General features: G+C 36.7%; 26 protein-coding genes. 19 read left to right on the top strand and 7 right to left on the bottom strand.

Going from position 1 to position 23,127, the window contains the following annotated elements; genetic code table 11:
• Window positions 1-37 precede the first annotated feature (37 nt).
• The gene (pyc, locus tag ACN6MT_RS25545; protein WP_419888584.1) at window positions 38-3,478 is read left to right on the top strand and encodes a pyruvate carboxylase; all 3,441 of its coding nucleotides are present in this window, start codon (window positions 38-40) and stop codon (window positions 3,476-3,478) included.
• A 45-nt stretch (window positions 3,479-3,523) separates the two neighbouring features.
• Here the strand turns inward: pyc and ACN6MT_RS25540 are convergent, their stop codons facing one another.
• Window positions 3,524-4,429, bottom strand: a complete 906-nt coding sequence (locus ACN6MT_RS25540) for a COX15/CtaA family protein (protein ID WP_419888583.1) — start codon at window positions 4,427-4,429, stop codon at window positions 3,524-3,526.
• A 576-nt stretch (window positions 4,430-5,005) separates the two neighbouring features.
• Here ACN6MT_RS25540 and cyoE point away from each other — a divergent pair.
• The 8 genes from cyoE (at window position 5,006) to ACN6MT_RS25500 (ending at window position 13,024) form a co-directional block, all read left to right on the top strand.
• On the top strand, window positions 5,006-5,941 hold the full coding sequence (gene cyoE, locus ACN6MT_RS25535) for a heme o synthase (protein ID WP_063251576.1): 936 nt from the start codon (window positions 5,006-5,008) through the stop codon (window positions 5,939-5,941).
• Window positions 5,942-6,125: 184 nt separating this feature from the next.
• Window positions 6,126-7,184, top strand: a complete 1,059-nt coding sequence (gene coxB / locus ACN6MT_RS25530) for a cytochrome c oxidase subunit II (protein WP_419888582.1) — start codon at window positions 6,126-6,128, stop codon at window positions 7,182-7,184.
• A 32-nt stretch (window positions 7,185-7,216) separates the two neighbouring features.
• The gene (gene ctaD, locus ACN6MT_RS25525; RefSeq protein WP_034674190.1) at window positions 7,217-9,091 is read left to right on the top strand and encodes a cytochrome c oxidase subunit I; all 1,875 of its coding nucleotides are present in this window, start codon (window positions 7,217-7,219) and stop codon (window positions 9,089-9,091) included.
• The gene (locus ACN6MT_RS25520; RefSeq protein ID WP_034674192.1) at window positions 9,091-9,720 is read left to right on the top strand and encodes a cytochrome c oxidase subunit 3; all 630 of its coding nucleotides are present in this window, start codon (window positions 9,091-9,093) and stop codon (window positions 9,718-9,720) included. The genes ctaD and ACN6MT_RS25520 overlap by 1 nt, the downstream gene beginning before the upstream one ends.
• 4 nt (window positions 9,721-9,724) lie before the next feature.
• Window positions 9,725-10,060, top strand: coding sequence for a cytochrome c oxidase subunit IVB (gene ctaF / locus ACN6MT_RS25515; protein ID WP_034674194.1), 336 nt, complete (start codon window positions 9,725-9,727; stop codon window positions 10,058-10,060).
• Window positions 10,061-10,184: 124 nt separating this feature from the next.
• Window positions 10,185-11,090 (top strand): cytochrome c oxidase assembly factor CtaG, encoded by a 906-nt coding sequence (gene ctaG / locus ACN6MT_RS25510; protein WP_034674196.1) that lies wholly within the window; start codon window positions 10,185-10,187, stop codon window positions 11,088-11,090.
• A gap of 208 nt (window positions 11,091-11,298) precedes the next feature.
• On the top strand, window positions 11,299-11,763 hold the full coding sequence (locus ACN6MT_RS25505; protein WP_034674198.1) for a DUF420 domain-containing protein: 465 nt from the start codon (window positions 11,299-11,301) through the stop codon (window positions 11,761-11,763).
• Between the two features lie 88 nt (window positions 11,764-11,851).
• Entirely contained in the window at window positions 11,852-13,024 is a 1,173-nt protein-coding gene (locus tag ACN6MT_RS25500; RefSeq protein WP_419888581.1) for a GNAT family N-acetyltransferase, read from the top strand.
• 39 nt (window positions 13,025-13,063) lie between these two features.
• On the opposite strand, the gene ACN6MT_RS25495 is transcribed toward ACN6MT_RS25500, so the two are convergent.
• Complete coding sequence (locus ACN6MT_RS25495) at window positions 13,064-13,423, bottom strand: YugN family protein (RefSeq protein WP_034674200.1); 360 nt, start codon at window positions 13,421-13,423, stop codon at window positions 13,064-13,066.
• Window positions 13,424-13,609: 186 nt separating this feature from the next.
• Here ACN6MT_RS25495 and ACN6MT_RS25490 point away from each other — a divergent pair, with 186 nt between their 5' ends.
• Together ACN6MT_RS25490 and ACN6MT_RS25485 are read left to right on the top strand one after the other, a co-directional pair.
• Entirely contained in the window at window positions 13,610-14,044 is a 435-nt protein-coding gene (locus ACN6MT_RS25490) for a CBS domain-containing protein (protein WP_419888580.1), read from the top strand.
• Window positions 14,045-14,243: 199 nt separating this feature from the next.
• Complete coding sequence (locus tag ACN6MT_RS25485) at window positions 14,244-15,275, top strand: CAP domain-containing protein (RefSeq protein WP_419888579.1); 1,032 nt, start codon at window positions 14,244-14,246, stop codon at window positions 15,273-15,275.
• Between the two features lie 34 nt (window positions 15,276-15,309).
• Here the strand turns inward: ACN6MT_RS25485 and ACN6MT_RS25480 are convergent, their stop codons facing one another.
• The gene (locus tag ACN6MT_RS25480) at window positions 15,310-15,678 is read right to left on the bottom strand and encodes a hypothetical protein (RefSeq protein ID WP_419888578.1); all 369 of its coding nucleotides are present in this window, start codon (window positions 15,676-15,678) and stop codon (window positions 15,310-15,312) included.
• Window positions 15,679-15,695: 17 nt separating this feature from the next.
• On the bottom strand, window positions 15,696-16,184 hold the full coding sequence (locus tag ACN6MT_RS25475; protein ID WP_034674209.1) for a PaaI family thioesterase: 489 nt from the start codon (window positions 16,182-16,184) through the stop codon (window positions 15,696-15,698).
• Window positions 16,185-16,323: 139 nt separating this feature from the next.
• On the opposite strand from ACN6MT_RS25475, the gene ACN6MT_RS25470 reads away from it, so the two are divergent.
• The 4 genes from ACN6MT_RS25470 to ACN6MT_RS25455 all read left to right on the top strand — a co-directional run bounded on the left by ACN6MT_RS25470 (window position 16,324) and on the right by ACN6MT_RS25455 (window position 17,969).
• Complete coding sequence (locus tag ACN6MT_RS25470) at window positions 16,324-16,719, top strand: YlbD family protein (RefSeq protein ID WP_419888577.1); 396 nt, start codon at window positions 16,324-16,326, stop codon at window positions 16,717-16,719.
• 18 nt (window positions 16,720-16,737) lie between these two features.
• On the top strand, window positions 16,738-16,977 hold the full coding sequence (locus ACN6MT_RS25465) for a YlbE-like family protein (RefSeq protein ID WP_034674213.1): 240 nt from the start codon (window positions 16,738-16,740) through the stop codon (window positions 16,975-16,977).
• A gap of 101 nt (window positions 16,978-17,078) precedes the next feature.
• Window positions 17,079-17,465 carry a hypothetical protein gene (locus tag ACN6MT_RS25460; RefSeq protein WP_052106323.1) on the top strand — a complete coding sequence of 129 codons (387 nt, stop codon included), beginning with the start codon at window positions 17,079-17,081 and terminating at the stop codon, window positions 17,463-17,465.
• Between the two features lie 60 nt (window positions 17,466-17,525).
• Window positions 17,526-17,969, top strand: coding sequence for a YlbF family regulator (locus tag ACN6MT_RS25455; RefSeq protein ID WP_419888576.1), 444 nt, complete (start codon window positions 17,526-17,528; stop codon window positions 17,967-17,969).
• 35 nt (window positions 17,970-18,004) lie between these two features.
• Here the strand turns inward: ACN6MT_RS25455 and ACN6MT_RS25450 are convergent, their stop codons facing one another.
• Window positions 18,005-18,325 carry a hypothetical protein gene (locus tag ACN6MT_RS25450; protein WP_034674216.1) on the bottom strand — a complete coding sequence of 107 codons (321 nt, stop codon included), beginning with the start codon at window positions 18,323-18,325 and terminating at the stop codon, window positions 18,005-18,007.
• A gap of 128 nt (window positions 18,326-18,453) precedes the next feature.
• On the opposite strand from ACN6MT_RS25450, the gene ACN6MT_RS25445 reads away from it, so the two are divergent.
• Window positions 18,454-18,729 (top strand): YlbG family protein, encoded by a 276-nt coding sequence (locus tag ACN6MT_RS25445; RefSeq protein WP_034674218.1) that lies wholly within the window; start codon window positions 18,454-18,456, stop codon window positions 18,727-18,729.
• Between the two features lie 329 nt (window positions 18,730-19,058).
• Here the strand turns inward: ACN6MT_RS25445 and ACN6MT_RS25440 are convergent, their stop codons facing one another.
• Complete coding sequence (locus ACN6MT_RS25440) at window positions 19,059-19,448, bottom strand: DUF7147 family protein (RefSeq protein ID WP_034674220.1); 390 nt, start codon at window positions 19,446-19,448, stop codon at window positions 19,059-19,061.
• Between the two features lie 366 nt (window positions 19,449-19,814).
• Between ACN6MT_RS25440 and rsmD the strand changes: the two genes are divergently transcribed.
• Both rsmD and coaD read left to right on the top strand, forming a co-directional pair.
• On the top strand, window positions 19,815-20,360 hold the full coding sequence (gene rsmD, locus ACN6MT_RS25435) for a 16S rRNA (guanine(966)-N(2))-methyltransferase RsmD (protein ID WP_063251577.1): 546 nt from the start codon (window positions 19,815-19,817) through the stop codon (window positions 20,358-20,360).
• 28 nt (window positions 20,361-20,388) lie between these two features.
• On the top strand, window positions 20,389-20,871 hold the full coding sequence (gene coaD, locus ACN6MT_RS25430; protein ID WP_419888575.1) for a pantetheine-phosphate adenylyltransferase: 483 nt from the start codon (window positions 20,389-20,391) through the stop codon (window positions 20,869-20,871).
• Between the two features lie 41 nt (window positions 20,872-20,912).
• Here coaD and ylbJ read toward each other — a convergent pair whose 3' ends face one another.
• Window positions 20,913-22,130, bottom strand: a complete 1,218-nt coding sequence (gene ylbJ, locus ACN6MT_RS25425; RefSeq protein WP_419888574.1) for a sporulation integral membrane protein YlbJ — start codon at window positions 22,128-22,130, stop codon at window positions 20,913-20,915.
• Between the two features lie 215 nt (window positions 22,131-22,345).
• Between ylbJ and ACN6MT_RS25420 the strand changes: the two genes are divergently transcribed.
• A complete protein-coding gene (locus ACN6MT_RS25420) occupies window positions 22,346-23,125 on the top strand; it encodes a patatin-like phospholipase family protein (RefSeq protein WP_419888573.1) in 780 nt (259 codons plus the stop codon).
• Window positions 23,126-23,127 lie beyond the last annotated feature (2 nt).

Here is a 23,127-nt window from a genome sequence, read left to right as displayed (position 1 = left end):
TTTATATAAAAAAGAGAGAAAGAATGAGGTGCTTATCATGACAAGACAAATTAACAAAGTGTTAGTCGCAAACAGAGGAGAAATTGCCATTCGTGTTTTTCGGGCATGTACTGAATTAAATATCCAAACAGTTGCCATTTATTCGAGGGAAGATACGGGTTCTTATCATCGGTATAAAGCGGATGAGGCCTATTTAGTTGGTGAAGGGAAAAAACCCATTGATGCTTACTTAGACATTGATGGTATCATTGAAATCGCAAAATTCAGCGGTGCAAATGCAATACATCCAGGTTATGGTTTCTTATCCGAGAATATTCATTTCGCAAGACGATGTGAAGAAGAAGGCATTATTTTTATTGGACCAACTTCCACCCATCTTGATATGTTTGGAGATAAGGTTAAAGCAAGAAAGCAAGCAGAATTGGCCGGTATACCCGTAATTCCTGGCACTGATGGACCGGTCAAAAATATTGAAGAGGTACAGGAGTTTACGCACTATTATGGTTTTCCAATCATTATTAAAGCAGCCTTGGGCGGCGGCGGCCGTGGAATGCGAATTGTAAGAAATCAAGAAGAAATGCAAGAAGCATTTGACCGAGCTAAATCAGAAGCCAAAGCAGCTTTTGGAAGCGATGAAGTTTATCTGGAAAAATTAATCGAAAAACCAAAACATATAGAGGTCCAAATATTTGGGGATAAAAATGGGAACATCGTCCACTTGTATGATAGGGATTGCTCAGTACAGCGACGACATCAAAAAGTTGTTGAGGTGGCCCCAAGTGTATCGATTTCCGATTCTTTACGTGAGAAAATTTGTGCTGCAGCTGTTAAGTTAATGAAGAATGTTGCTTACATAAACGCGGGTACGGTTGAATTTCTTGTTTCTGGTCAGGACTTCTATTTTATTGAAGTTAATCCGAGAATTCAGGTTGAGCATACCGTAACAGAGATGGTAACCGGCATTGATATTGTTCATACACAACTATTAGTTGCTGAAGGGCAAGACTTACACAGTCCGATTGTGGGAATACCTCCACAAGAGAAAATTATGCTTAATGGTTTTGCTATACAGTCACGTGTTACCACAGAAGACCCGTTAAATAACTTCATGCCGGATACTGGGAAGATTATGGCTTACCGTTCTGGAGGTGGCTTCGGTGTTCGACTTGATGCAGGAAATGGATTTCAAGGTGCAGTCATAACACCCTATTATGATTCATTGCTTGTGAAGCTTTCTACATGGGCATTAACCTTTGAACAAGCTGCTTCAAAAATGGTTCGGAATCTTAGGGAGTTTAGAATTCGTGGCATCAAAACAAACATTCCGTTTCTCGAGAATGTAGTTAGACATGAGAAGTTCAGAAGAGGGGAATATGATACATCATTTATTGATTCAACCCCTGAATTATTTGTATTTCCAGTTAGTAAAGACCGTGGGACCAAAATGCTATCGTATATTGGGAACGTCACGGTGAATGGTTTCCCTGGAATTGAAAAAAAGAAAAGACCCGTTTTTTCTAACCCAAGAATTCCTAAAGTAAAATATGATCTCCCATACCTAGAGGGAACAAAGCAAATACTGGATCAAAATGGTGCTGATGGTCTTGTTCATTGGATAAAGAATCAAAAAAAGGTACTACTAACGGATACTACCTTCAGAGATGCACACCAGTCATTATTGGCAACCAGGGTCAGAACTACAGACCTTTTGCATATAGCTGAACCGACAGCCAAACTTTTACCAAACTTGTTTTCCTTTGAAATGTGGGGAGGAGCTACCTTTGATGTAGCCTATCGCTTTTTAAAAGAAGATCCATGGGAAAGGTTACAGGTGCTTCGCGAAAAAATTCCGAATGTTCTGTTTCAAATGTTAATCCGTGGTTCTAATGCAGTGGGATATAAAAATTATCCTGATAATCTTATTCGTGAATTTGTACAAAAGTCTGCAGAGGAAGGTATCGATGTCTTCAGAGTGTTCGACAGTTTAAACTGGGTACCGGGAATGGAAATTGCGATTGAAGCGGTGCGAGATAGTGGAAAGATTGCAGAAGCGGCGATTTGTTATACTGGTGATATTCTGGACGAAACAAGAGTGAAATATAACCTGAACTATTATAAAACACTTGCTAAAGAGCTAGAGAACCAAGGAGCACATATTTTAGGAATAAAAGATATGGCTGGGCTGCTAAAACCGGAAGCTGCCTATCGACTAATTTCTGAGTTAAAAGAGACTATAGATATTCCGATTCATCTCCATACCCATGATACAAGTGGAAATGGCATTTACACATATGCGCGTGCAATTGACGGCGGGGTAGATATCGTGGATACAGCTTTAAGTACGATGGCAGGGCTAACTTCTCAGCCGAGCGCAAATTCACTTTATTATGCATTAGAAGGTAAGGATAGGAAACCAGATGTAACGATTGAAGCATTGGAACAGCTTTCTTATTATTGGGAGGATGTTCGTAAATTTTATCATGATTTTGAAAGTGGAATGGTAGCGCCGCATTCAGAGGTGTATCAGCATGAAATGCCGGGTGGACAATACAGTAATCTCCAGCAGCAAGCTAAAGGTGTTGGGCTTGGCGAGCAGTGGGATGAGGTTAAACAAATGTACACCAAAGTTAATCATATGTTTGGGGATATCGTAAAGGTTACGCCATCATCTAAGGTTGTCGGGGATATGGCACTGTTTATGGTACAGAATAATCTATCAGAGGAGGATGTCCTTACTAAAGGAGACTCGATTGATTTCCCGGATTCAGTGATTGAGTTGTTCCAAGGACATCTAGGTCAACCGCATCAAGGATTTCCAGAAAGACTTCAGAACGTTATATTAAAGGGGAAAAAGCCTTTGGAGGTCCGTCCAGGTGAGTTACTTCCAGAGATTAATTTTACGGAACTAAAGGATGAGTTAGAGAAGGAGTTAGGAAGAAACATTTCAGATATTGATTTGATTTCCTATGCACTGTATCCAAAGGTTTATAAAGAGTATCTTAATACGGTAGAGCAATATGGGAATTTATCATTTCTAGACACACCTACTTTCCTTTATGGTCTAAGGCTAGGGGAAGAAATTGAAGTTGAAATTGAAACAGGTAAAACTCTTATTGTTAAACTCGTCTCAATTGGGCAGCCACAGGCCGACGGCACACGTGTGGTTTATTTTGAACTAAATGGTCAGCCTCGTGAGGTTAATATTAAAGATGAAAGTATTAAAGCTTCAGTACTAACCAGAGTAAAAGCAGACCCTAAAAATGAAACACATATATCGGCTACCATGCCTGGTACTGTTGTAAAGGTAGTAGTAGAAAAAGGGGAAAGAGTAGAACGTGGAGACCATCTCTTGATTACGGAAGCTATGAAAATGGAAACTACAGTCCAAGCTCCATATTCAGGAGTAATAAAGGAAATCTATGTGAAAAATGATGACGCTATTCAAACCGGTGATTTACTGCTTGAACTGGAGAAATAATCAATATAAAAAAGTTGCCAAGGTAAAACCTGGCAACTTTTTTTGTTATTTATTCTTTCGCGACCTTGAGAGTAAAAAGAGAAAATAACTTAATACACCAAATAAACAGGTAATAAATAGAGCGTGCAATAATGCGATGTAAAGATTTAATCGGGTAAAAATAATAACAGCTCCCGATATTACTTGTAAGGATACTAATGTAAATGCACTAATCCAGCCCCAATAGATGACTTTTTGATGACGATATTTTTTTATTGCTAAGTATGCTGCATATGCTATCCAAATAAAGATACCTGCCGCCGCAGCGCGGTGCCCCATTTGCACCCATTCATAAAGATTACTAGGCATCGCTGGGCTGTCATTGATACATAGTGGCCAATCACGGCAAACCAAACTTGATTCGGTATGACGAACTAATGCGCCTGTATAAATAACAAAGTAGCTATAAATAGAAATAGAGATAATATGAAATCCCATTCTCTTATCAATCATAAGTTTATCGGCGTCAAACTTTTTATCCACTTCAAAGATTAATAATGTAAGCAAAAATACGGCGGCAAAGGAAATCAGTGAGATTCCAAAGTGAAGGGCGAGGATAAAATCAGACTGTTCCCAAATGACTGCTGCTGCTCCAATTAATCCTTGTAACACTAGAAAGAAAAACGATAGAAAAGAAAGAAATTTGGTTTCCCTAATGTGCCCGATTACTTTCCATGACCAGATAGATAAGATCAGTACCAAAAAACCAACAGAGCCAGACACAAGTCGATGAGCAAGTTCTATCACTAACTCGGGAGTTATATCAGTTGGAACGAACTCTCCGTTACATAAAGGCCAAGATCTACCGCACCCCATACCGGACTCCGTTTTTGTTACGAGGGCACCCCCAAGTAGAACCAAAATCATTCCAATAGTAGTTGCCACTGCAAGCCACTTTAAAGAACGTTGCAAAAAATCACCTTCTTACATAAAAGTTTAATCATTTTTATAAATATTTTGTGAATATAATGATTTTAAATATGAAGTGATAAAAGTACCTATCTATCATATCGAAAACGTAGAAAAAAGAACAGAATTAAAACAGAAATTTTTGCATAACTTTTAGAAAAAATTATTGTTTAGATTAACACTATTATTATAGTGAAAACTATTGCTAAAAAAAGAAGTGTCTGTTAGTAATAGAAGGTAGGTTAAAATGAGCTTATATATAACAAACTTGAAATTTACAATTGTTGTCTATAACACAAAGAAAATATTTGGATTTTGCTTAAATTAGAGTGTATTTTATTATCTAAAGATTCTAATATATAGTATAATGGGTATTAAATAGAGGCAGACACAATTTAGACAAAAATTATTCAAAAAAAATTCACAAAAATACACTAAAGTGTGATTTAATATACAGAGAAAGTGTTACTTAAATAACAATATTATAAAATAATAATAGCTTATAAATAACTATTATAATTTGGTAAAGTTATCTATCGGGTTTATAATAATAATTAGAACATTTTAGGAGGGGGAAAAATGCCAAATTCAAAGGCATTTGGTGAAGCGACGATCGAAAATGGTTCTACGGGTCTTAATTCACATATGGAAACCACAATGTGGAAAGATTTTATGGCACTAATAAAAATTGGGATTGTAAATTCGAATCTTATTACTACTTTTACAGGTATCTGGCTCGCGCTCCACTTTAGTGGTCAAAGTTTTCTAAACAATTTAGATATTGTATTATTTACTGTTATAGGTTCCTCGCTCATTATTGCTGGTTCATGCAGTATAAATAATTATATTGATCGTGATATTGATCCGTTAATGGAAAGAACAAAATCAAGACCTACGGTTACTGGGAAAATAGTTCCTTCGAAGGTACTTGGATTAGGTATACTCCTAATTGCTATAGGTACAATTTTTCTATTCTTTACTACTGTGACTGCAACAGTGATTGGGCTGCTTGGGGTTTTTAGTTATGTTGTCCTGTACTCTATGTGGTCAAAACGACAATTGGTTTCAAATACTATTATAGGCAGCATTTCCGGGGCAGTACCGCCATTAATCGGCTGGGCTGCAGTAGACGGAAATCTTGATATTATCGCATGGTCATTGTTTATTATTATGTTTATTTGGCAGCCTCCCCATTTTTATGCTCTTGCTATGAGAAGGGTAGAGGAATACCGAGCTGCTGGCATTCCCATGCTTCCAGTAGTGAAAGGATTCAAAACAACAAAGAAACACATCCTAGTATGGGTGGCGGCACTATTACCAACACCTTTATTACTAACTTCATTAGGAATCCCATTTCTAATTTTGGCAACTGTATTAAATATCGGTTGGCTTGTATTAGGGATTTATGGATATAAGATCAAAGATGATATTAAGTGGGCAAAACTAATGTTTGTGTACTCATTGCAATATCTAACGATTATTTTTGTTGCAATGGTCATTGTAACATTGGTTTAGCTGGGATGTTCTTTCTTAATTTAGGGGAATATAAGTACTCTTCGTTGTTATAAAAAATATGGAGGCAATGAACCTATTTGCCTCTGTGTTTCTTTTTAACATTTAAGAAAGAATGAAACTACATACATTTTTGATCACAGATAATTTAAGAAATCATTTAGCGAAAGAGGGGTATGATTTAGCTATGAAAAGGCTTGCAAAATGGCGTTTGATTTCGATATTTGCGATTCTTTCGCTTATCCTTTCAGGATGTGGCGAACCGTTCTTGTCGACATTAAGGCCTGCTGGTGAAGTTGCAGACATTCAATATGATCTGATGAAACTTAGTACATTGATTATGGTAGGGGTTATTGTAGTTGTTATGGTAATCTTCTTTATCGTTTTGGTTAAGTTCAGACGTAAAGATGAAAAGATTCCAAAACAAGTAGAAGGAAGTCACAAACTAGAAATTATTTGGACAGTTATACCTATTTTATTACTATTACTTTTAGCGGTTCCAACGGTTTCTGCTACATTTAAATTAGCAGATGTATCACCTATGGAGAAGAAAGATTCTGATGCATTGGTGATCAATGTCCGTTCAAATTTATACTGGTGGGAATTTGAATATCCTGGCCAAGGAATTGTGACTGGTCAAGATTTAGTAGTTCCAACAGATGAAAAGGTATACTTTAACTTAATATCTTCTGATGTTAAACACTCTTTCTGGGTTCCAGCGGTAGGCGGTAAGCTTGATACGAATACCGAGAATGTTAATAAATTCTGGTTAGAGTTCGATAGTGCGAAGGCAGAAGAGGCCGGGGATTTATTCTATGGTAAATGTGCTGAGCTTTGTGGACCTTCACATGCTTTAATGGACTTTAAAGTAAAAACATTAAGCCGAGATGACTTTGACAGCTGGGTTGCTGATATGAAGGAAGTAAAAGAACCAGCAAAAGCAGATACTGATTTAGCTCAGCAAGGTCAAGAAATCTTTAACAAGAGCTGTGTTAGCTGTCACGCAGTAACACCAGGAAATACAACACCTCCAGAGGCAAGATTAGCGCCTAACTTAACAAACTTTGGAGATCGCTCTCGTATTGCAGGTGTATTAGAGCATAGTGAAGAAGATTTAAAAAATTGGCTGCGTACTCCTGAAAAATACAAGCCAGGAAACTTAATGACAGGTAAATATCCAGAATTAAGTGAAGAACAGCTTGATGCGTTAACAGCTTATCTAATGGGATTAAAAGTTCAGGAATAATAGGGGATTTGGTAGAAAGGGAGGTAAAAAGCGTGAGTACCTACGCACAAAAAAAGGGATTTGGCGCGACTTTATGGGACTATTTAACAACTGTTGACCATAAAAAAATCGCAATCCTATATCTTATTGCAGGTGGATTCTTCTTTGTAATAGGCGGACTTGAAGCAGTATTTATCCGCATCCAGCTTGCAGTACCTAATAATGATTTTGTTAGTGCCGGTTTATTTAATGAAATAATCACCATGCATGGAACCACGATGATATTCCTTGCAGCAATGCCGCTTGTGTTTGCTTTTATGAATGCTATTATGCCGTTACAAATCGGTGCCCGAGACGTGGCATTTCCATTTGTAAACGCCTTAGGATTTTGGTTATTCTTCTTCGGAGGAGTATTTCTAAACCTTTCATGGTTCTTTGATGGTGCACCTGATGCTGGTTGGACATCTTATGCATCCCTAGCGATGGCCTCTAAAGGTCACGGGGTAGATTTCTATGTATTGGGATTACAGATTTCAGGTTTAGGTACCCTTATCGGTGGTATTAATTTCCTTGTAACGATTATTAATATGCGTGCACCAGGAATGACCTATATGAGGATGCCGTTATTCACTTGGTCTACTTTTGTAACATCAGCACTTATTTTATTTGCATTCCCTCCATTAACTGTTGGTCTAGTCTTAATGATGTTTGACCGTATGTTTGGATCGAATTTCTTTGAAACATCAATGGGTGGTAACACAGTTATCTGGGAGCATTTATTCTGGATTTTCGGACACCCAGAAGTATATATCTTAATACTTCCTGCGTTTGGTATTTTCTCGGAAATCTTTGCAATGTTTTCAAGAAAACGCTTGTTTGGATACTCTTCAATGGTATTCGCAACAGTTTTAATCGGTTTCTTAGGATTCATGGTTTGGGCTCACCACATGTTCACGACTGGTCTTGGACCTGTAGCAAATGCAATCTTTGCTGTTGCAACGATGGCAATCGGTGTCCCAACTGGTATTAAGATCTTTAACTGGTTATTAACGATGTGGGGCGGAAGTGTTAAATTCACAACTCCAATGCATTATGCTGTAGCGTTCATTCCTTCATTCGTTGCCGGTGGGGTAACAGGGGTTATGCTTGCATCAGCAGCAGCAGACTATCAATACCATGATACGTATTTCGTAGTCGCTCACTTCCATTACGTTATCGTTGGTGGTGTAGTATTTGCGCTTCTAGCAGGAACTCACCTTTACTGGCCGAAAATGTTCGGTACCATGTTAAACGAAACTCTAGGTAAAATTACTTTTTGGTTATTTTTTATTGGTTTCCATATGACATTCTTTATTCAGCATTTCTTAGGTCTATGGGGAATGCCGCGTCGAGTTTTCACATATCTTCCTGGTCAAGGATTTGAAACATCTAACTTAATTAGTTCTCTTGGTGCAGTATTTATGTCATTAGCTGTAATCGTTCTTCTTTACAATATCATTGCGACTTCTGTGAAAAATGTAAGAGTTGGAAATGATCCATGGGGAGATGGAAGAACACTTGAGTGGGCACTTCCTTCACCGCCGCCATTCTATAACTTTAAACAACTTCCACTTGTACGTGGTTTAGATGCTTATTGGTTAGAAAAGATGGAAGGCAAAAAAGGTATGACTCCTGCTGAGCCGGTAGGTGACATCCACATGCCAAATGCATCATTTTTACCATTTGTGATCGCATTCGGATTATTCGTTGCCGCATTTGGTGCATTGTATCACATGGATGATAAAGCATGGTCAGTACCAGTAATCATTATTGGTTTATTAATTACCTTTGGAGCAATGTTCTTACGTTCAGTGAAGGATGACCATGGTTTCCATATTCATAAAGAAGAATTAATGGAAGATGATAAAGATAAGGGGGTTAAGGCATAATGCACGCAGAAGAAAAATTAACTTATGAAACATGGCCTGCTGAGCCTGAAAAATCAACCCTTGAGGCAAAAAATAAATTTTTAGGCTTTTGGTTCTTCCTTGGTGGAGAGACGGTGCTTTTCGCCTCTCTCTTTGCTACCTACCTTGCTTTAAAGGATAAGGTACCTGATTCATCTCATACATTAGCGAAAGATTTGTATGACTTGCCATTAACATTTGTAGCAACAATGTTGTTATTAACAAGTTCTTTAACAAGTGTTTACGCAATGTATCACATGAAAAACTTTAATGCTAAAAAAATGAACATTTGGTTAGTTCTTACTCTATTATTAGGGCTTGGATTCCTTGGATTAGAGATTTATGAATTTAGCCACTATGTGCATGAGTATCATCATACTTTTACAAGCAGTGCGTTTGGTTCTGCGTTCTACACATTAGTTGGTTTCCATGGAGCTCACGTTGCATTCGGTCTTTTATGGATCACTACACTAATTGTACGCAATGCGAAACGTGGCTTGGATCTTTACAATGCTCCTAAGTTCTACGTTGCCAGCCTTTATTGGCATTTCATTGACGTAGTTTGGGTGTTCATCTTTACAGTAGTATATTTGATGGGGATGGTGGGATAAACTGATGGCAAATCCACAATTAAATTCAGGTAACCCAAGAGTTGACATTGAATATCGCCGCAAAAAAAGTGCTGAAGAAATGAGACATCAAGTTGTTTCATTCGCCTTGATGATCTTTTTAACATTAATTGCTTTTGCAGCAGTGGCTATGAAAGGTTTCTCGGCTTGGTTTATTGTGCCGTTTATTATCCTCTTAGCTATCGTGCAAGTGATTTTTCAGTTGTACTATTTCATGCATATGAGCCATAAAGGCCACGAAGCTCCATCATTGTTTCTCTATTCTGGAGTGCTTGTTGGTGCTGTAACGGTATTGGCTTTCTCAACAATTATTTGGTGGTAATCTTTTGAAAATCGGCTTTATGCCGATTTTCTTTTTATAGGGAAATAATTCATTTCTTTGCTTCTTTAATTTGCTAACGTTTATAATAGAATTATGAATAACTACTATTTAGAGGTGATATGCGGTGCTTACATTAGATATTTTTGGCTTTAAAGCACTTTGGAGCCCGTACTTCCTATTAACTTTACTAGCGATTGTGGCTGTATATTTCTTAATTACCGTTACATTCCGCAGTAAATTTATGGATAGTGAACCATTGACTAAAAAACAGGCTGGGTTATTTTTACTCTCTATTACCCTTATTTATGCAATTAAGGGCTCGCCGCTGGATTTAATGGCCCATTTAATGTTCTACATCCATATGATTTCAATGGCACTATTAGTTCTTGTGATACCTCCAATCTTTATATTTGGAGTACCTGTTTGGATCTGGAGAAAGCTATTTAAGATTAAATTGGTTCATACACTCTTTAACTTTTTTACAAAACCACTTATTGCATTAATTATTTTTAACGGTCTATTTTCTTTTTACCATATACCGATGATTTTTGACCGGGTTATGCAAAGTTTTGTGTTACATGCCGGTTATTCGATTCTTTTATTTATCGTCGCGATATTCATGTGGTGGCCGCTCATTAATCCTTTACCAGAACATCAAAGATTAAGCGGTCTTAAGAAGGTAGGGTATATTTTTGCCGACGGTATTTTAATTACTCCTGCCTGCGCTTTGATTATTTTTGCTCCTGGCTCAATCTACGCAACCTATTCTGATCCTGAAGTATGGGCTCAGGTAATGAGTCTTTGTGTTGGTCCGGCAACATTTGCTGGATTAGATATTAGTGGTCCAGAATTATTTAGTTCAATGTCATTATTACATGATCAACAGCTTGGCGGCGTACTTATGAAAATCATTCAGGAAATTGTCTACGGCGTAATTTTAGCTCATGTCTTTTTTGAATGGTACCGTAAGGATCAAGCGGATAGTGAAAAAGAGTTACAACAGACTTTAAAGCCCTCTCTTATCGAATAATCTCCCATATCATTGGGAGATTTTCTTTTTAATAAGCTCTATTCTTATAGAAAACAGCTTGTAAATTTTATTTCAAAGACCAAAATAGATTATTTCGTTAAAATCGGCTATAGGATTTTAACGACAATTTTTACGAACCAGCCCATTGAAAAAATGGGTTAACTAAACTAAAATTATTGTAGAATATATATAAAGTGAGGCTCATGCCATGAATTCTCTACCGATTTTACCAACGATTAGTACTAGCTTTATCGTTTTAAGTGCCATAACTGTTGCAATTGGCTGGTGGCAAATTAAACAAAGGAAAATTGAAGCACATAAGAAGACCATGTTTATGGCTGCAATATTTGCACTTGTTTTCTTTATCATTTATGCTTCTAGGACGATTTTTATTGGAAATACTGCTTTTGGCGGTCCCGACAATCTAAAAATTTACTACACTATCTTTTTAATTTTCCACATCTTCTTAGCCACCACTGGCGCTGTATTTGGCATTGTAACACTCTATACAGGTTATAAAAATAACTTGACGAAACATAGGAAACTGGGTCCAATTACAAGTGTCATTTGGTTTTTTACCGCCATCACAGGAGTTGCCGTATATTTATTGTTATATGTCTTTTTCCACGGTGGGGAAACAACCTCAGTAATAAAAGCAATTCTTGGATTCTAAAGTGTCTAAAATAGGCACTTTTTTTATTTTTATAAAGGAATTTTCACGATTTGATAGAAATAAATGTAAAAGGGGAGTGATGGATGATATGGAAATTAAAGAACTTACTGAAAAAGATTATTCTGAATCAATGAAGCTTTCAATGTATGCTTTCCAATATAAAATACCTGAAGACAGTATTGCTTCGAGAATAGAAATGTTAAAACGCCATAAAGTATTAGGAGTTTGGGAGGATGATATTCTTGCAGCTAAGCTGCATATTATCCCATACCATATTTACATGAATGATCAAGAGTGGAAAATGGGTGGTGTTGCGGGAGTAGCAACATACCCTGAATTTAGAAGAACCGGTTATGTGAAAAAGTTAATTATCGAGGCTTTAGAAAGCATGCGGAAAGAAGAGCAAATTGTTTCACTGCTTCATCCCTTTGATATTGGATTTTATCGCAAATTTGGGTGGGAAGTATTTACTGAGAACAAGAAACTTCAAATTGAGAAAAGAGATTTGACCTTTCTAAATGGTCAGCCAGGATCTATTAAACGGTTTCAAAAAGAGACTCATCACCGTGACATTGAAAGTGTATATGCTCAGTTTAGTAAAAATTATATGGGGATGCTTGTTCGTGATGTAACGTGGTGGAGGAATAACATCTACGATGATGGCCAGATTGCTGTTTACTATGATCAAAGTGGGGAACCGAAGGGTTATATCTTATTTGAAGTGAAAGAACGAAAAATGGACGTTCAGGAGTTTATAGCGCTAGACAGAGAAGCAAGAGCTGGATTATGGAATTTTATTTGTCAGCACGACTCTATGGTTGAAAATATCAGCATTCTAACATCCAATCATGAATTATTACCATATATCCTGCAGCAGCCAAAAGTAAAGACAGAGGTCACACCATACTTTATGGCACGAATTGTAGATGCAGAGAAATGTTTGCAAAAATATCGGTTTAATGATGTGACTGACAAGGTCTTTATTCATTTGGAGGATGAGCATGCACCTTGGAACAATGGAAGCTATTTAATCGGTAGTGGAGAAGTGAAGCAATTTAAGGAAAAGCAAGGGAGCAATTGTGTGCAGCCTCCACAAAGAGGCGTAAGGATGGATGTTAATTCATTAACTGCATTGCTATTTGGGTACAAGCGGCCGGCTGAATTATTTGAATTGGGATATATAAAAGGTACAGAGTCAGAAATTGCTGTTTTAGAAAAACTATTCCCATATTCCAAACCATTCTTTTATGATTTCTTTTAATAAAAATGACGCATGAATGCTATTCATGCGTCGTTTTTATTATAATGCGAATTTCTCTACTTCTTTTTTCACATCATCAAGAATTTTTTTGCATTGATTTACGAGTGATGCTGGGAAGTTTTCGCCTTCACCATACTCTACTCCATGTGGATAATAATGTTTTCCTAACAATGCCGGCAATAACTGAATAACTGCCTTATTGGTATCAACATCTCCTTCAACCGCATAGCCGCGAACACGTAAGTAAAATACGCCTTCTTTTAACTCGAATTTACGGTCATATGTAACACGCTCGTAATCCCACTGACCTTCACGGACTAAACCGTAATCTAGCATCACATCATCCAAACGGTTTAAATCAGCTTTTAACTTTTCTAAGCCAGTATTCTCGAATTTCATATCGTAGTCCCTCCTAGAAACATGCCTAACCCCTTTGTTATTTACTTAACAGGATAGCAAATTAATTCAATTTAATAATAGTTGAAAATGTTTAAACTTGCAATGAATACATTAGCGAATAAACCATTCCTTTTTGGTAACCATAAGTAAATGTTAAGATTATTTTCTGCAATTGGGGGCGAAGATTTGGAAAAGATTCGTGATATTATGACAGACCAAGTAGAGTGTTGTACCTTGTTGGATAATGTATTTGAGGTTGCTGTGAAAATGAAAGAATTAAATGTCGGTGCCATTCCTATTGTTGATAAGGAAAAAATTGTGGGAATGATTACGGACCGTGATATTGTTATAAGAGGAGTTGCAGAAAAACATCCTGGTTCAACAAAAGTAGAGGACATAATGAGTGATAAACTTATAACAATCTCTGCTGATGCCACGACAAATGAAGCGGCAAACTTAATGGCTGAACATCAAATCAGACGACTTCCAGTAGTAGAAGGAGACAAATTAGTTGGAATTGTTTCTCTAGGTGATTTTGCGATAAGAAAAATGACCGATGATCAAGCAAAAGAAGCTCTTAGTGAAATTTCAGAACAAAATTACAATGGGGTACAACATTAAAGAATGAAAACAGATACATCAACTGGTGTATCTGTTTTTTTACATAAATATTAATTTTCAGTTAAAATAATATTCTCTATTACTAACAAAGATAATGGTGATATAATTAAAAATAGCAACACTATATGAAGAAATGTAATAGAGAGGGTGAATACATCTGCGTACTCTCTTCAGAATCCTCATCCTAGCGTCTATTTTTGTGACAATTGGTTTTTATGCAAGTATAAATGAAAATGACGATAATGAAGTTTTAATAACTGATGAACATACGTTAGAAATGAATGAATCATTATATCAAAATCAGGAAAATGATACCCAAGAAAAAACGACAGCCACACGGCCAACTAGTGGTTTGGGTATACTTATTGGTCAAGATCTTGGTTATTTAAAAGGTATATTAGGTGAACCGCAGAGGATAGATGAATCTTTGTATGGATACCAATGGTATATATATAATATTGACTACTCACGATATGTACAGGTTGGGGTAGAAAACAATAAAGTCGTAACAGTGTATGCAGTAGGAGAAGATGTGGATGTTTCTCCCTTTAAGATTGGACAGCCAATTGAGGAAATCTTTAATACTCATTTTATAGATACAAATATAGATATTGATTATAATGGAAACTCTTATCGTTTTGAATTGAATGATACAGATTTAAATATACGTCCATTACTACAATTGGGAGATGTTTTTGTCCAATTGTATATTGATAAATTTACTGGAAGTCTTTCAAGTGTGCGATTTTTAAATGATTTAACTTTAATCAAGCAACGGCCCTATGAACTCGGATATACCGGTGAATTAATAGAGGCAGAAGAACCGACGGAAGACGCCTGGAGATTAATTGAAGAAGGAACAGAAAAAGAAATCTTGGATATTACGAATGTTATGCGACTTAGGCATAATGTAAAGACGCTAGAATGGGATCAAGAAACCTCAGACGTCGCCTATAACCATAGCAAGGATATGTCAGAGAATAACGACTTCTCCCATACTTCTAAAAAATTTGGCAATCTTTCCGATCGATTAGAGGCAGCGAACGTTGCTTATAAGTCTGCTGGTGAGAATATTGCCGTTAATTACCCGGATGGACCTGCAGTAGCAGAAGGTTGGTTAAATAGTAAAGGGCACCGGGAGTCTCTATTAAACGAGGAATTCACACATCTAGGTGTCGGAGTTTATCGGAAATATTATACACAAAACTTTATTCTAAAAAACGATGAATAATGATAAAGGTAAAAAGGTGACGAGTTGTCACCTTTTATTTTTTATTGATATGTACAATCTGGTATTCATTAAAGTGGAAATGATTTCCTTCCCAGCTCCCGTATATTCGTATTACCTCGCCAATCGAGAAGGTATCTATCTTAATATTGTTTTTAATAGGAATTATTTTTTTTGCCTTTATTAATTTCGTTTCTGTTTGCAGTGTAAGTTCTTGGACAAGTATAAATCGATGATAATAAAAGCGTTGTTTCTCTTGGCTAATACTTTTAATTTCACCTGTAGCAATTGCTTCTTTTTTTACTTCTGCTAATTCCAGCCATTTATGATCATTTAATTTCATTTCTTTTTTTGTTATCCAATAGAAGTAAAGACAAATTATCGGTATAACAATTGCAGTAACCATTACGTGCCTTCTCCCACCTATTTTTGGATGATAAAAAATGTGCCTGTTGCATGTGCAATTTTTCTTCCGTCAGAACGGAAAGCTTCTCCCTCTATAACCACTGTTTTACTTCCATGATGAATGATTTCCGCTTTACACCGAAGAGTATCACCTATTCCAGGGGCTATGTAATGGATATTAAGCTGATTCGTTACTGCTGCATAACCTTCTGGCAGGATAGCATGTATTGCTGTTCCCATAACAGTGTCTAGCAGAGTGGCTGTAATTCCTCCATGGACAATGCCTAATGCATTATTCCAAACTGGATTAAATGGTACAGTGATTTCACAGCTTTTCTTCTCCTTATCTATTTTCCTCTCCAAATGAAGAAGACCATCAATAAATTGGGGGTACTTATGATCTATTTTCTTTTCAAATCCTTTTAATACATGGGCAAGGGCACTTAAATCCTCTTCTGTTCCTCTTTCAATACAATTATCTAATAATTGCTGTAATGTCTCTTTCATATGAAATCCCTCTCTCGTTTCTAGTTCTGAAGACATCTTACCACTAAAAAAACAATTTTCACAGTAAGTAGAATTTTCACCATTTTGAATTTAAAACATATGGTATAGGGGGCATTGATATGGGTAGGAGTGAAGACACATGCAAAAAAATTTACATCCTTCCGTGATAAAGTTTAAAGAATTTGTGAAAAATAACCCGGCTTTAATTAAGGAAGTACGAGATGGAAAATCAACTTGGCAAGAGTTATATGAGGATTGGTATCTGCTTGGGGAAGAAGATAATCGTTGGGATTCTTTAGGAGTAAAAGCAAGTAATAGTGTTGAGAAGAATGATGAAAATAAAGGAGATTGGATTTCAACAATCCTAGGGGCCGTACAGAAAATGGATCCCAATCAAATTCAGCATTATATCAATAACTTAAGTCAAGCGTTAGGAGCCATACAAGGTGTAATATCCCAATTTCAAGGAAGCCAGCCAAGTCAGGTAAAACCAAAAATAGAACACAAACATCCGTTTTCGTTTCGTAAAGACTAAAAGAAGGGAATATTTCTCATGAGAAGAGATGTACTTGAATATTTAAACAGCAAAAAGGAATTAAAAAAATTCATACGCGAACAGCCGCTTTGGTACCGAAAGCTATCAAGGAATCCTTATGATTTGCAAACGTTTGAAATTGCCTCCCTGCATTATTATAAAAAAACCATTCCTCACCGGGTAGAAAAATTCACTAATAATGTACAAATGGCATCGATGATGTTTTATATGCTGCAGTCAATGAAAGACCAGAGTTGAAATTTGACCACAATTCAATGTGGTCTTTTTTATTGGAGGAATAGAGTATGGAGTAAAAAAAATAAAGGAAGCGAACAATACTGTTAAAAGGAGTGATTATTTTGAAAAGGTACATAGAATTAACGATTCTATCTATATTTTTAACAGGTATCCTTTCAGGGTTCCAAAAGTCACCTGTTTTACCGATGGTTAGTAAGTATTCTGAAAATAATCCATCGTTATATGTTCAATCTCGAACCAAAGGAAATAATGTATTTGTTGAGTGTATTTTATCTGGAATCAGTTTTCGGCAATCTGACCAGCATGACCGGAAAGTGGGGAAGCTTGTAATTTGGCTGGATGGTAAAAGAACCAAAGAAGTAAACTCGGCCGCTTTTATTATTAAAGGTCTGCCGCCTGGAGAACATACAGTTAAGCTGGAAGTTGTTGACTTAAAAAATGTACCGTACGGAATCACAAAGGAATTCTTGGTAAATATCCCTAAGTAATAGTTTATTTCACTTTCTGTATACATTCATGGTAAAATGTGAATGGAGGTGTGGGCGTACATGCTTGCTACATCAGAAAGAATTGAACTATTGGACTATGCTGAGCAATTAGCACAAATGGTATTAAAATCGGATATTGTGGAGCAATATCAAATTTGTCTATATAATATGCAAAACAATAAAGATACGCAAGAAAAGATTCACCGTTTTGTTAATATTAAAGAGCTTTATGAAGAGGTGCAGCGATTTGGCAAATACCATCCGGACTACAAGAGGGTAATGAGCCAAATTCGCGAATACAAACGGGAAATGGACTTAGATCCCTTTGTTGCAGAGTTTAAATTAGCAGAAAATGACCTGCAAAGTCTTCTGGACGAAATTAGTATGTTAGTTGGCGGTGCTGTTTCCAAGCAGATAAAAGTGCCGTCAGGGAATCCATTTTTTGATACAGGATCTCATGGTTCAGGCTGTGGAGGCGGTGGGAGCTGCAGCTGCTCCGCCTAAGGAAAAACGGCTTAACTTTAGATTAAGCCGTTTTTTTATCCTTTTAACCGTGTACAATCAACACATAAATTCCCACAGCAGAACATTTTTTCTTGCGGTACATAAAACCGGTGACGATAAACCAAAAGTAAACCTTCCTGTCGGACAAATATTGTTTCACTGTGCAATCGATTACCTAATATTACGGCAATGGAACATTTTTTAATGATTGCCTCAAGAGCCTGCTGAGATAATTCAGGGGCTAGGGTAACATACAAAAATGGTATTCCTGCAACTTTTATCCAATGGGCACTGGTAATACCCTTATTTAGGGTAAGTTTGTTAATAAATTGTTGCCAAATGGGTTCTAAATCCATATGAATCACCATTATTCCTTAGGTGGTTTTATTTACTTTAGCCATTGTCAGTAAAGTTTGAATTGAAAAAGAGTGTTTTACTATGCTAGACTTATTAAAATGATGGTTTATTGAAGGGGAAAATAAGTATGTTCGTACAAAGACAAGGATTGGTTGTTTGGCTCTATTCCTTAAAGCAAGCAAAGATGTTAAGACGTTTTGGGAATGTTCATTATGTTTCTAAGAAATTAAAGTATGTTGTACTTTATTGTAATCAAGATGAACTTGAAATGATTATGGAAAAAATAAATTCCTTTTCATTTGTTAAGAAAGTAGAACCGTCATATAAACCTTTCTTAAAGATGGAATTTGAAAACGCAGCACCAGATAAAGCAAAAGAATATGATTATAAAATGGGTATTTAATAAATAAAGCTGTTGATTTACGCTCCAGTAACCAGCGAAAGTAAAATAAGCGGGGACTTTCCGGTTAAATGCAGAATGGAGCCTGTTTCAGGGGTAATAAGGGGAGGTTTTCCGATTGAGCAATGCAAAAACCTCCATTTTCACGTATTTAGCTTCAATTGTCGGAATCACTCCGACTATTGACGCTATTTTTTATTAATAATTACAAATAAGCGAGATTTTTCCGTCTATTTAGATTCTTAAAATCAATAAAATCAATAAAATCAACCATAACCTTTAACACAGCTTAATAAAAAAAGCGGAAGAGCCTCTTGGCGCTTCCGCTTTTCTTAATGGAGTGGCTTAATATAGTGATTTAGTCTTAGAATTGCGATTAAATGTTGATAGTATAATTCTTTTTCATGAAAAATCGTCGAAGGTTTAACGGAAAGTTGGATAATTTGCTTGCCGAGTTCTTCTGCAGTCTGTTGAAACAAATCATATCTTTTATTTGGAATGAAATTTGGATTCGGAATCCCTTCTCGGCAGATATAAAGTGCCTGAAATTTTCCTGGATCGGTGAGCTGCATCACAACTGCTAAAGATGTCACTTGTTTTTCATTTTTCACAGTATGAAAGGCCATCATATGGAGAAGACGGTGTTGATTAGCCTTTGCAAGTTCAAGCAGCTCATATATATCCGAATAACCTTCACCTAGTTCAATAAAGCGTTGTATCAAAAGGTAACTCTCCTTTGTTTAATAATTCATTCCCATACTTTAACATATTTTTGGGTTAAATGCTCAACTAAAAGAAAAAAACCCTGCAGACTTAAATCTGCAGGGTCCTTCTACATCCTCTTAAAGGATAGAAGGCAAAGGGAGAGGAGAAACCGGAGGAAGAACTTATGGGGAAACGTAAGTCTTCTCCGCGGTTGGCAACAACATCCTCGAATTGATGTTGTTAATTACATTATCTCCACAACTAACAAGCTTATACGTATTTAAAATAATTTTTCAGAAATAATCCAACAAGTTGGCTAGTTTATTCAATTATGATAGGATATTCTTAAAAATAGAAAAATGGATAAATTGTGGTGATAATTATTGAGAGTTGTTTCAGGTGTTTGTAAAGGAAGACCATTAAAAGCTGTTCCAGGAAATACAACGAGACCGACAACAGATAAAGTAAAAGAAGCCTTATTTAATATGATTGGACCCTATTTTGACGGTGGAATAGGATTGGACCTTTTTGCCGGCAGCGGAGGGTTAGGGCTGGAAGCATTAAGCAGAGGCTTAGATAAAGTTATTTTTGTCGACCGTGATGTAAAGGCTATACAAACCATTCATGAGAATATCAAAGCATGTAATATGGAGGATATGTCGGAAGTGTATCGAAATGATGCTGACAGAGCCTTAAAAGCCTTGATCAAAAGGGACGTTCGTTTTGATTACATATTTTTAGATCCACCGTATAAAAAGCAGCAATTACTAAATTTAATGGATAAGATATCGGAACATGGGCTGTTAACAGCTGGCGGTAACATTATCTGCGAACACAGTCATGATGTTGAATTGCCAGAACATGCTGGTGAGTTTTCGCAACAGAGACATGAAAAGTATGGAATGATTGCGATAACGATTTATGCATGATTCAGCGAGATATGAGGGGGAGTCATTTGTGGCTAGTATAGCCGTTTGTCCAGGGAGCTTTGATCCAATCACATATGGTCATTTAGATATTATTAGACGAGGCGCTAAGGTGTTTGATATGGTCTATGTGAGTGTTATGAATAATTCTTCAAAAAATCCGCTATTTAGCGTCGAGGAGCGGATGAACCTAATAAAAGAAGTGACTAAGGATCTTCCAAATGTCAAGGTCGATGAACATTCTGGACTCCTTGTTGATTATGCTAAGGCTGTTCAGGCGAATGCCATCTTACGAGGTTTGCGTGCCGTTTCAGACTTTGAATATGAAATGCAAATAACATCAATGAACAGAGTTCTGAATGACGAAATTGAGACCTTCTTTATCATGACAAACAGCCAATATTCATTCTTAAGCTCTAGTATTGTAAAAGAAGTATCAAAGTACAATGGCAATATTTCAGAGCTTGTGCCGCCAATTGTGGAAGCAGCATTAAACCAGAAATTTAATCGATGAAAATGGCAAAAAGCCTTGGTAATCCAGGGCTTTTTTTGATGCTAATAGCTTTTACGTAATTTGTTATACAGTATGAATACATATATCATTAGTGAAATGATTGTTATCAGTGGACCTGCTTCTGTTAATTTTTGAAAATAAATTTGCGGCCATGTACCTTCAACAAAAAGGTTAACAGGGATTGCATTAGACGGCTGTTCTGTTTGATAAAACCGGACATAAATTGGTTTCCATAAGAGGAAAGCAAAGATACTGGCGAATAACCCCTGTGCAATTCTTGCGAAAAAGAATGGTTTAAATCGTATGTCAGTTTGGGCCAAAATGCTTGCAACCTGAGCTTGCACGCTAAATCCGCTAAAACCTAAAATAAAGCTCGTAACAATTGCTTGCTGAAGCAGAGTAGCGTCGCCAACCCGGCTCGTTAAATCGCTCCCAAGTGTAATTTCGAATAAACCTGAGATAAATGGAATGCTGAGCATATCAGGGAGTGAGAGGGCGGAAAATAGAATGTCAAATCCTCTGGCAAGGGCAGCGGTAATATGTAGATGAAACAGCAGCTTGTTAATCACCGAGAATAAAATAATAAATCCGCCAACCATTAACAAAGTTTGAATAGAAGAGTTTACAGCATCGCCAAGAAGTTTGCCAATTGGCCGCTTGTCTTTTATTCTAGTTTGATGCAATGCAGAAAAGGCAGACTTTAAGATAAATTTATCTTCCTTATCCTTCTTTTTATCGGGCGTTTCATTTCCATAAAACCGCATCATTAGTCCAACACAAATATTCCCTAAATAATGAGCTAATGCTAAAATGACACCTAATTGCGGGTTATGAAAGAAACCAACCGCTACAGCACCGAAGATAAATAATGGGTTAGAGGAATTAGTGAAAGAAGCAAGTCTTTCAGCTTCAATTTGTGTAAGTTGACCTTCCTGACGAAGTCTTGCGGACAGCTTAGCGCCTGCAGGGAATCCAGAAGCCATTCCCATTGCCCAAACAAATCCCCCTACTCCAGGAACCCGGAAAAGAGGTCTCATGAGCGGCTCTAATAACACTCCAATAAACTTAACTACACCGAAACCAATTAACATTTCGGATATGATAAAAAACGGAAGTAAGGATGGAAAAACAATTTCCCACCACATATTAAGTCCACGGAGAGATGCTTCAAATGACTCCTTAGGAAAAGTAATCAAGGAACCAGCTAAAATAATGACGGATATAGATAGAAAGATTGTTTTTAATTTTGAATAAAACAAAGAATATCCTCCTTTCCGAGGGTTTTGTTATACTGTATAAATAAAAAATGTTAAAATAAGGATTACTCACTATTTGTAGATTCGGCCTTGTCCCCATATAACACAAATATACTCATAGAACGCTAATTTAGACCATAAGATTGAACGAGAATTCTCCTGTCAGATTGTTTAGTGTCATAATGCTTTTAAGGCTTATGAAAAGGGAGGGAACGGTTATGCAGCGTCCTAAAATAGGATTAGCGCTAGGTTCCGGCGGAGCAAGGGGTTTTGCTCATTTAGGGGTTATTAAAGTTATAAAGGAAGCAGGGATTCCGATTGATGTAATCGCTGGAAGCAGCATGGGAGCCCTTGTTGCCAGTTTTTATGGGGCAGGTATTGAACTGGACCGTTTATATAAATTATCAACAGCATTTAAGCGTAAATATTTTTTAGATTTTACGGTGCCTAAAATGGGATTTATTGCAGGGAAGCGGGTAAAGGAATTCATTAAAGTGTTTACCCATGGTAAAAATATTGAAGAATTATCCATACCAATAGGAATCGTTACAACGGATTTACTAACTGGGGAAAAGGTTGTTTTTAAACAAGGTCCTGTTGCGGAAGCTGTCAGAGCTAGTATATCAATTCCAGGGATTTTTGTACCTGAAAAGTATAATGGGAGAATCTTAGTTGATGGCGGGGTGTCAGACCGGGTTCCCGTATCTGTGGCGAAAGAATTGGGGGCTGACATTGTAATAGCGGTAGATGTTTCTAGAGTGAAGCGGAATGCAGAAATCACATCTATATACGATGTCATTATGCAAAGTATTGATATCATGCAAACTGAAATTATTAATTATCGTGAGATTGCTTCTGATATTATGATTCGTCCGCCTGTTGAGGCATATAGCTCCCGTGCATTCACGAATATTGAAGAAATTATCGAACTTGGAGAAGAAGAAGCGAAGAAACATTTAGAAATAATAAAAAAGGTTATAACGGAATGGAAGGGGTAGGG

The organism is Neobacillus niacini, assembly GCF_048572935.1.
Classification (GTDB): domain Bacteria; phylum Bacillota; class Bacilli; order Bacillales; family Cytobacillaceae; genus Neobacillus; species Neobacillus niacini.
The sequence above is the reverse complement of the archived record's forward strand: the minus strand, read 5'-3'. Positions and strand labels throughout refer to the sequence as shown.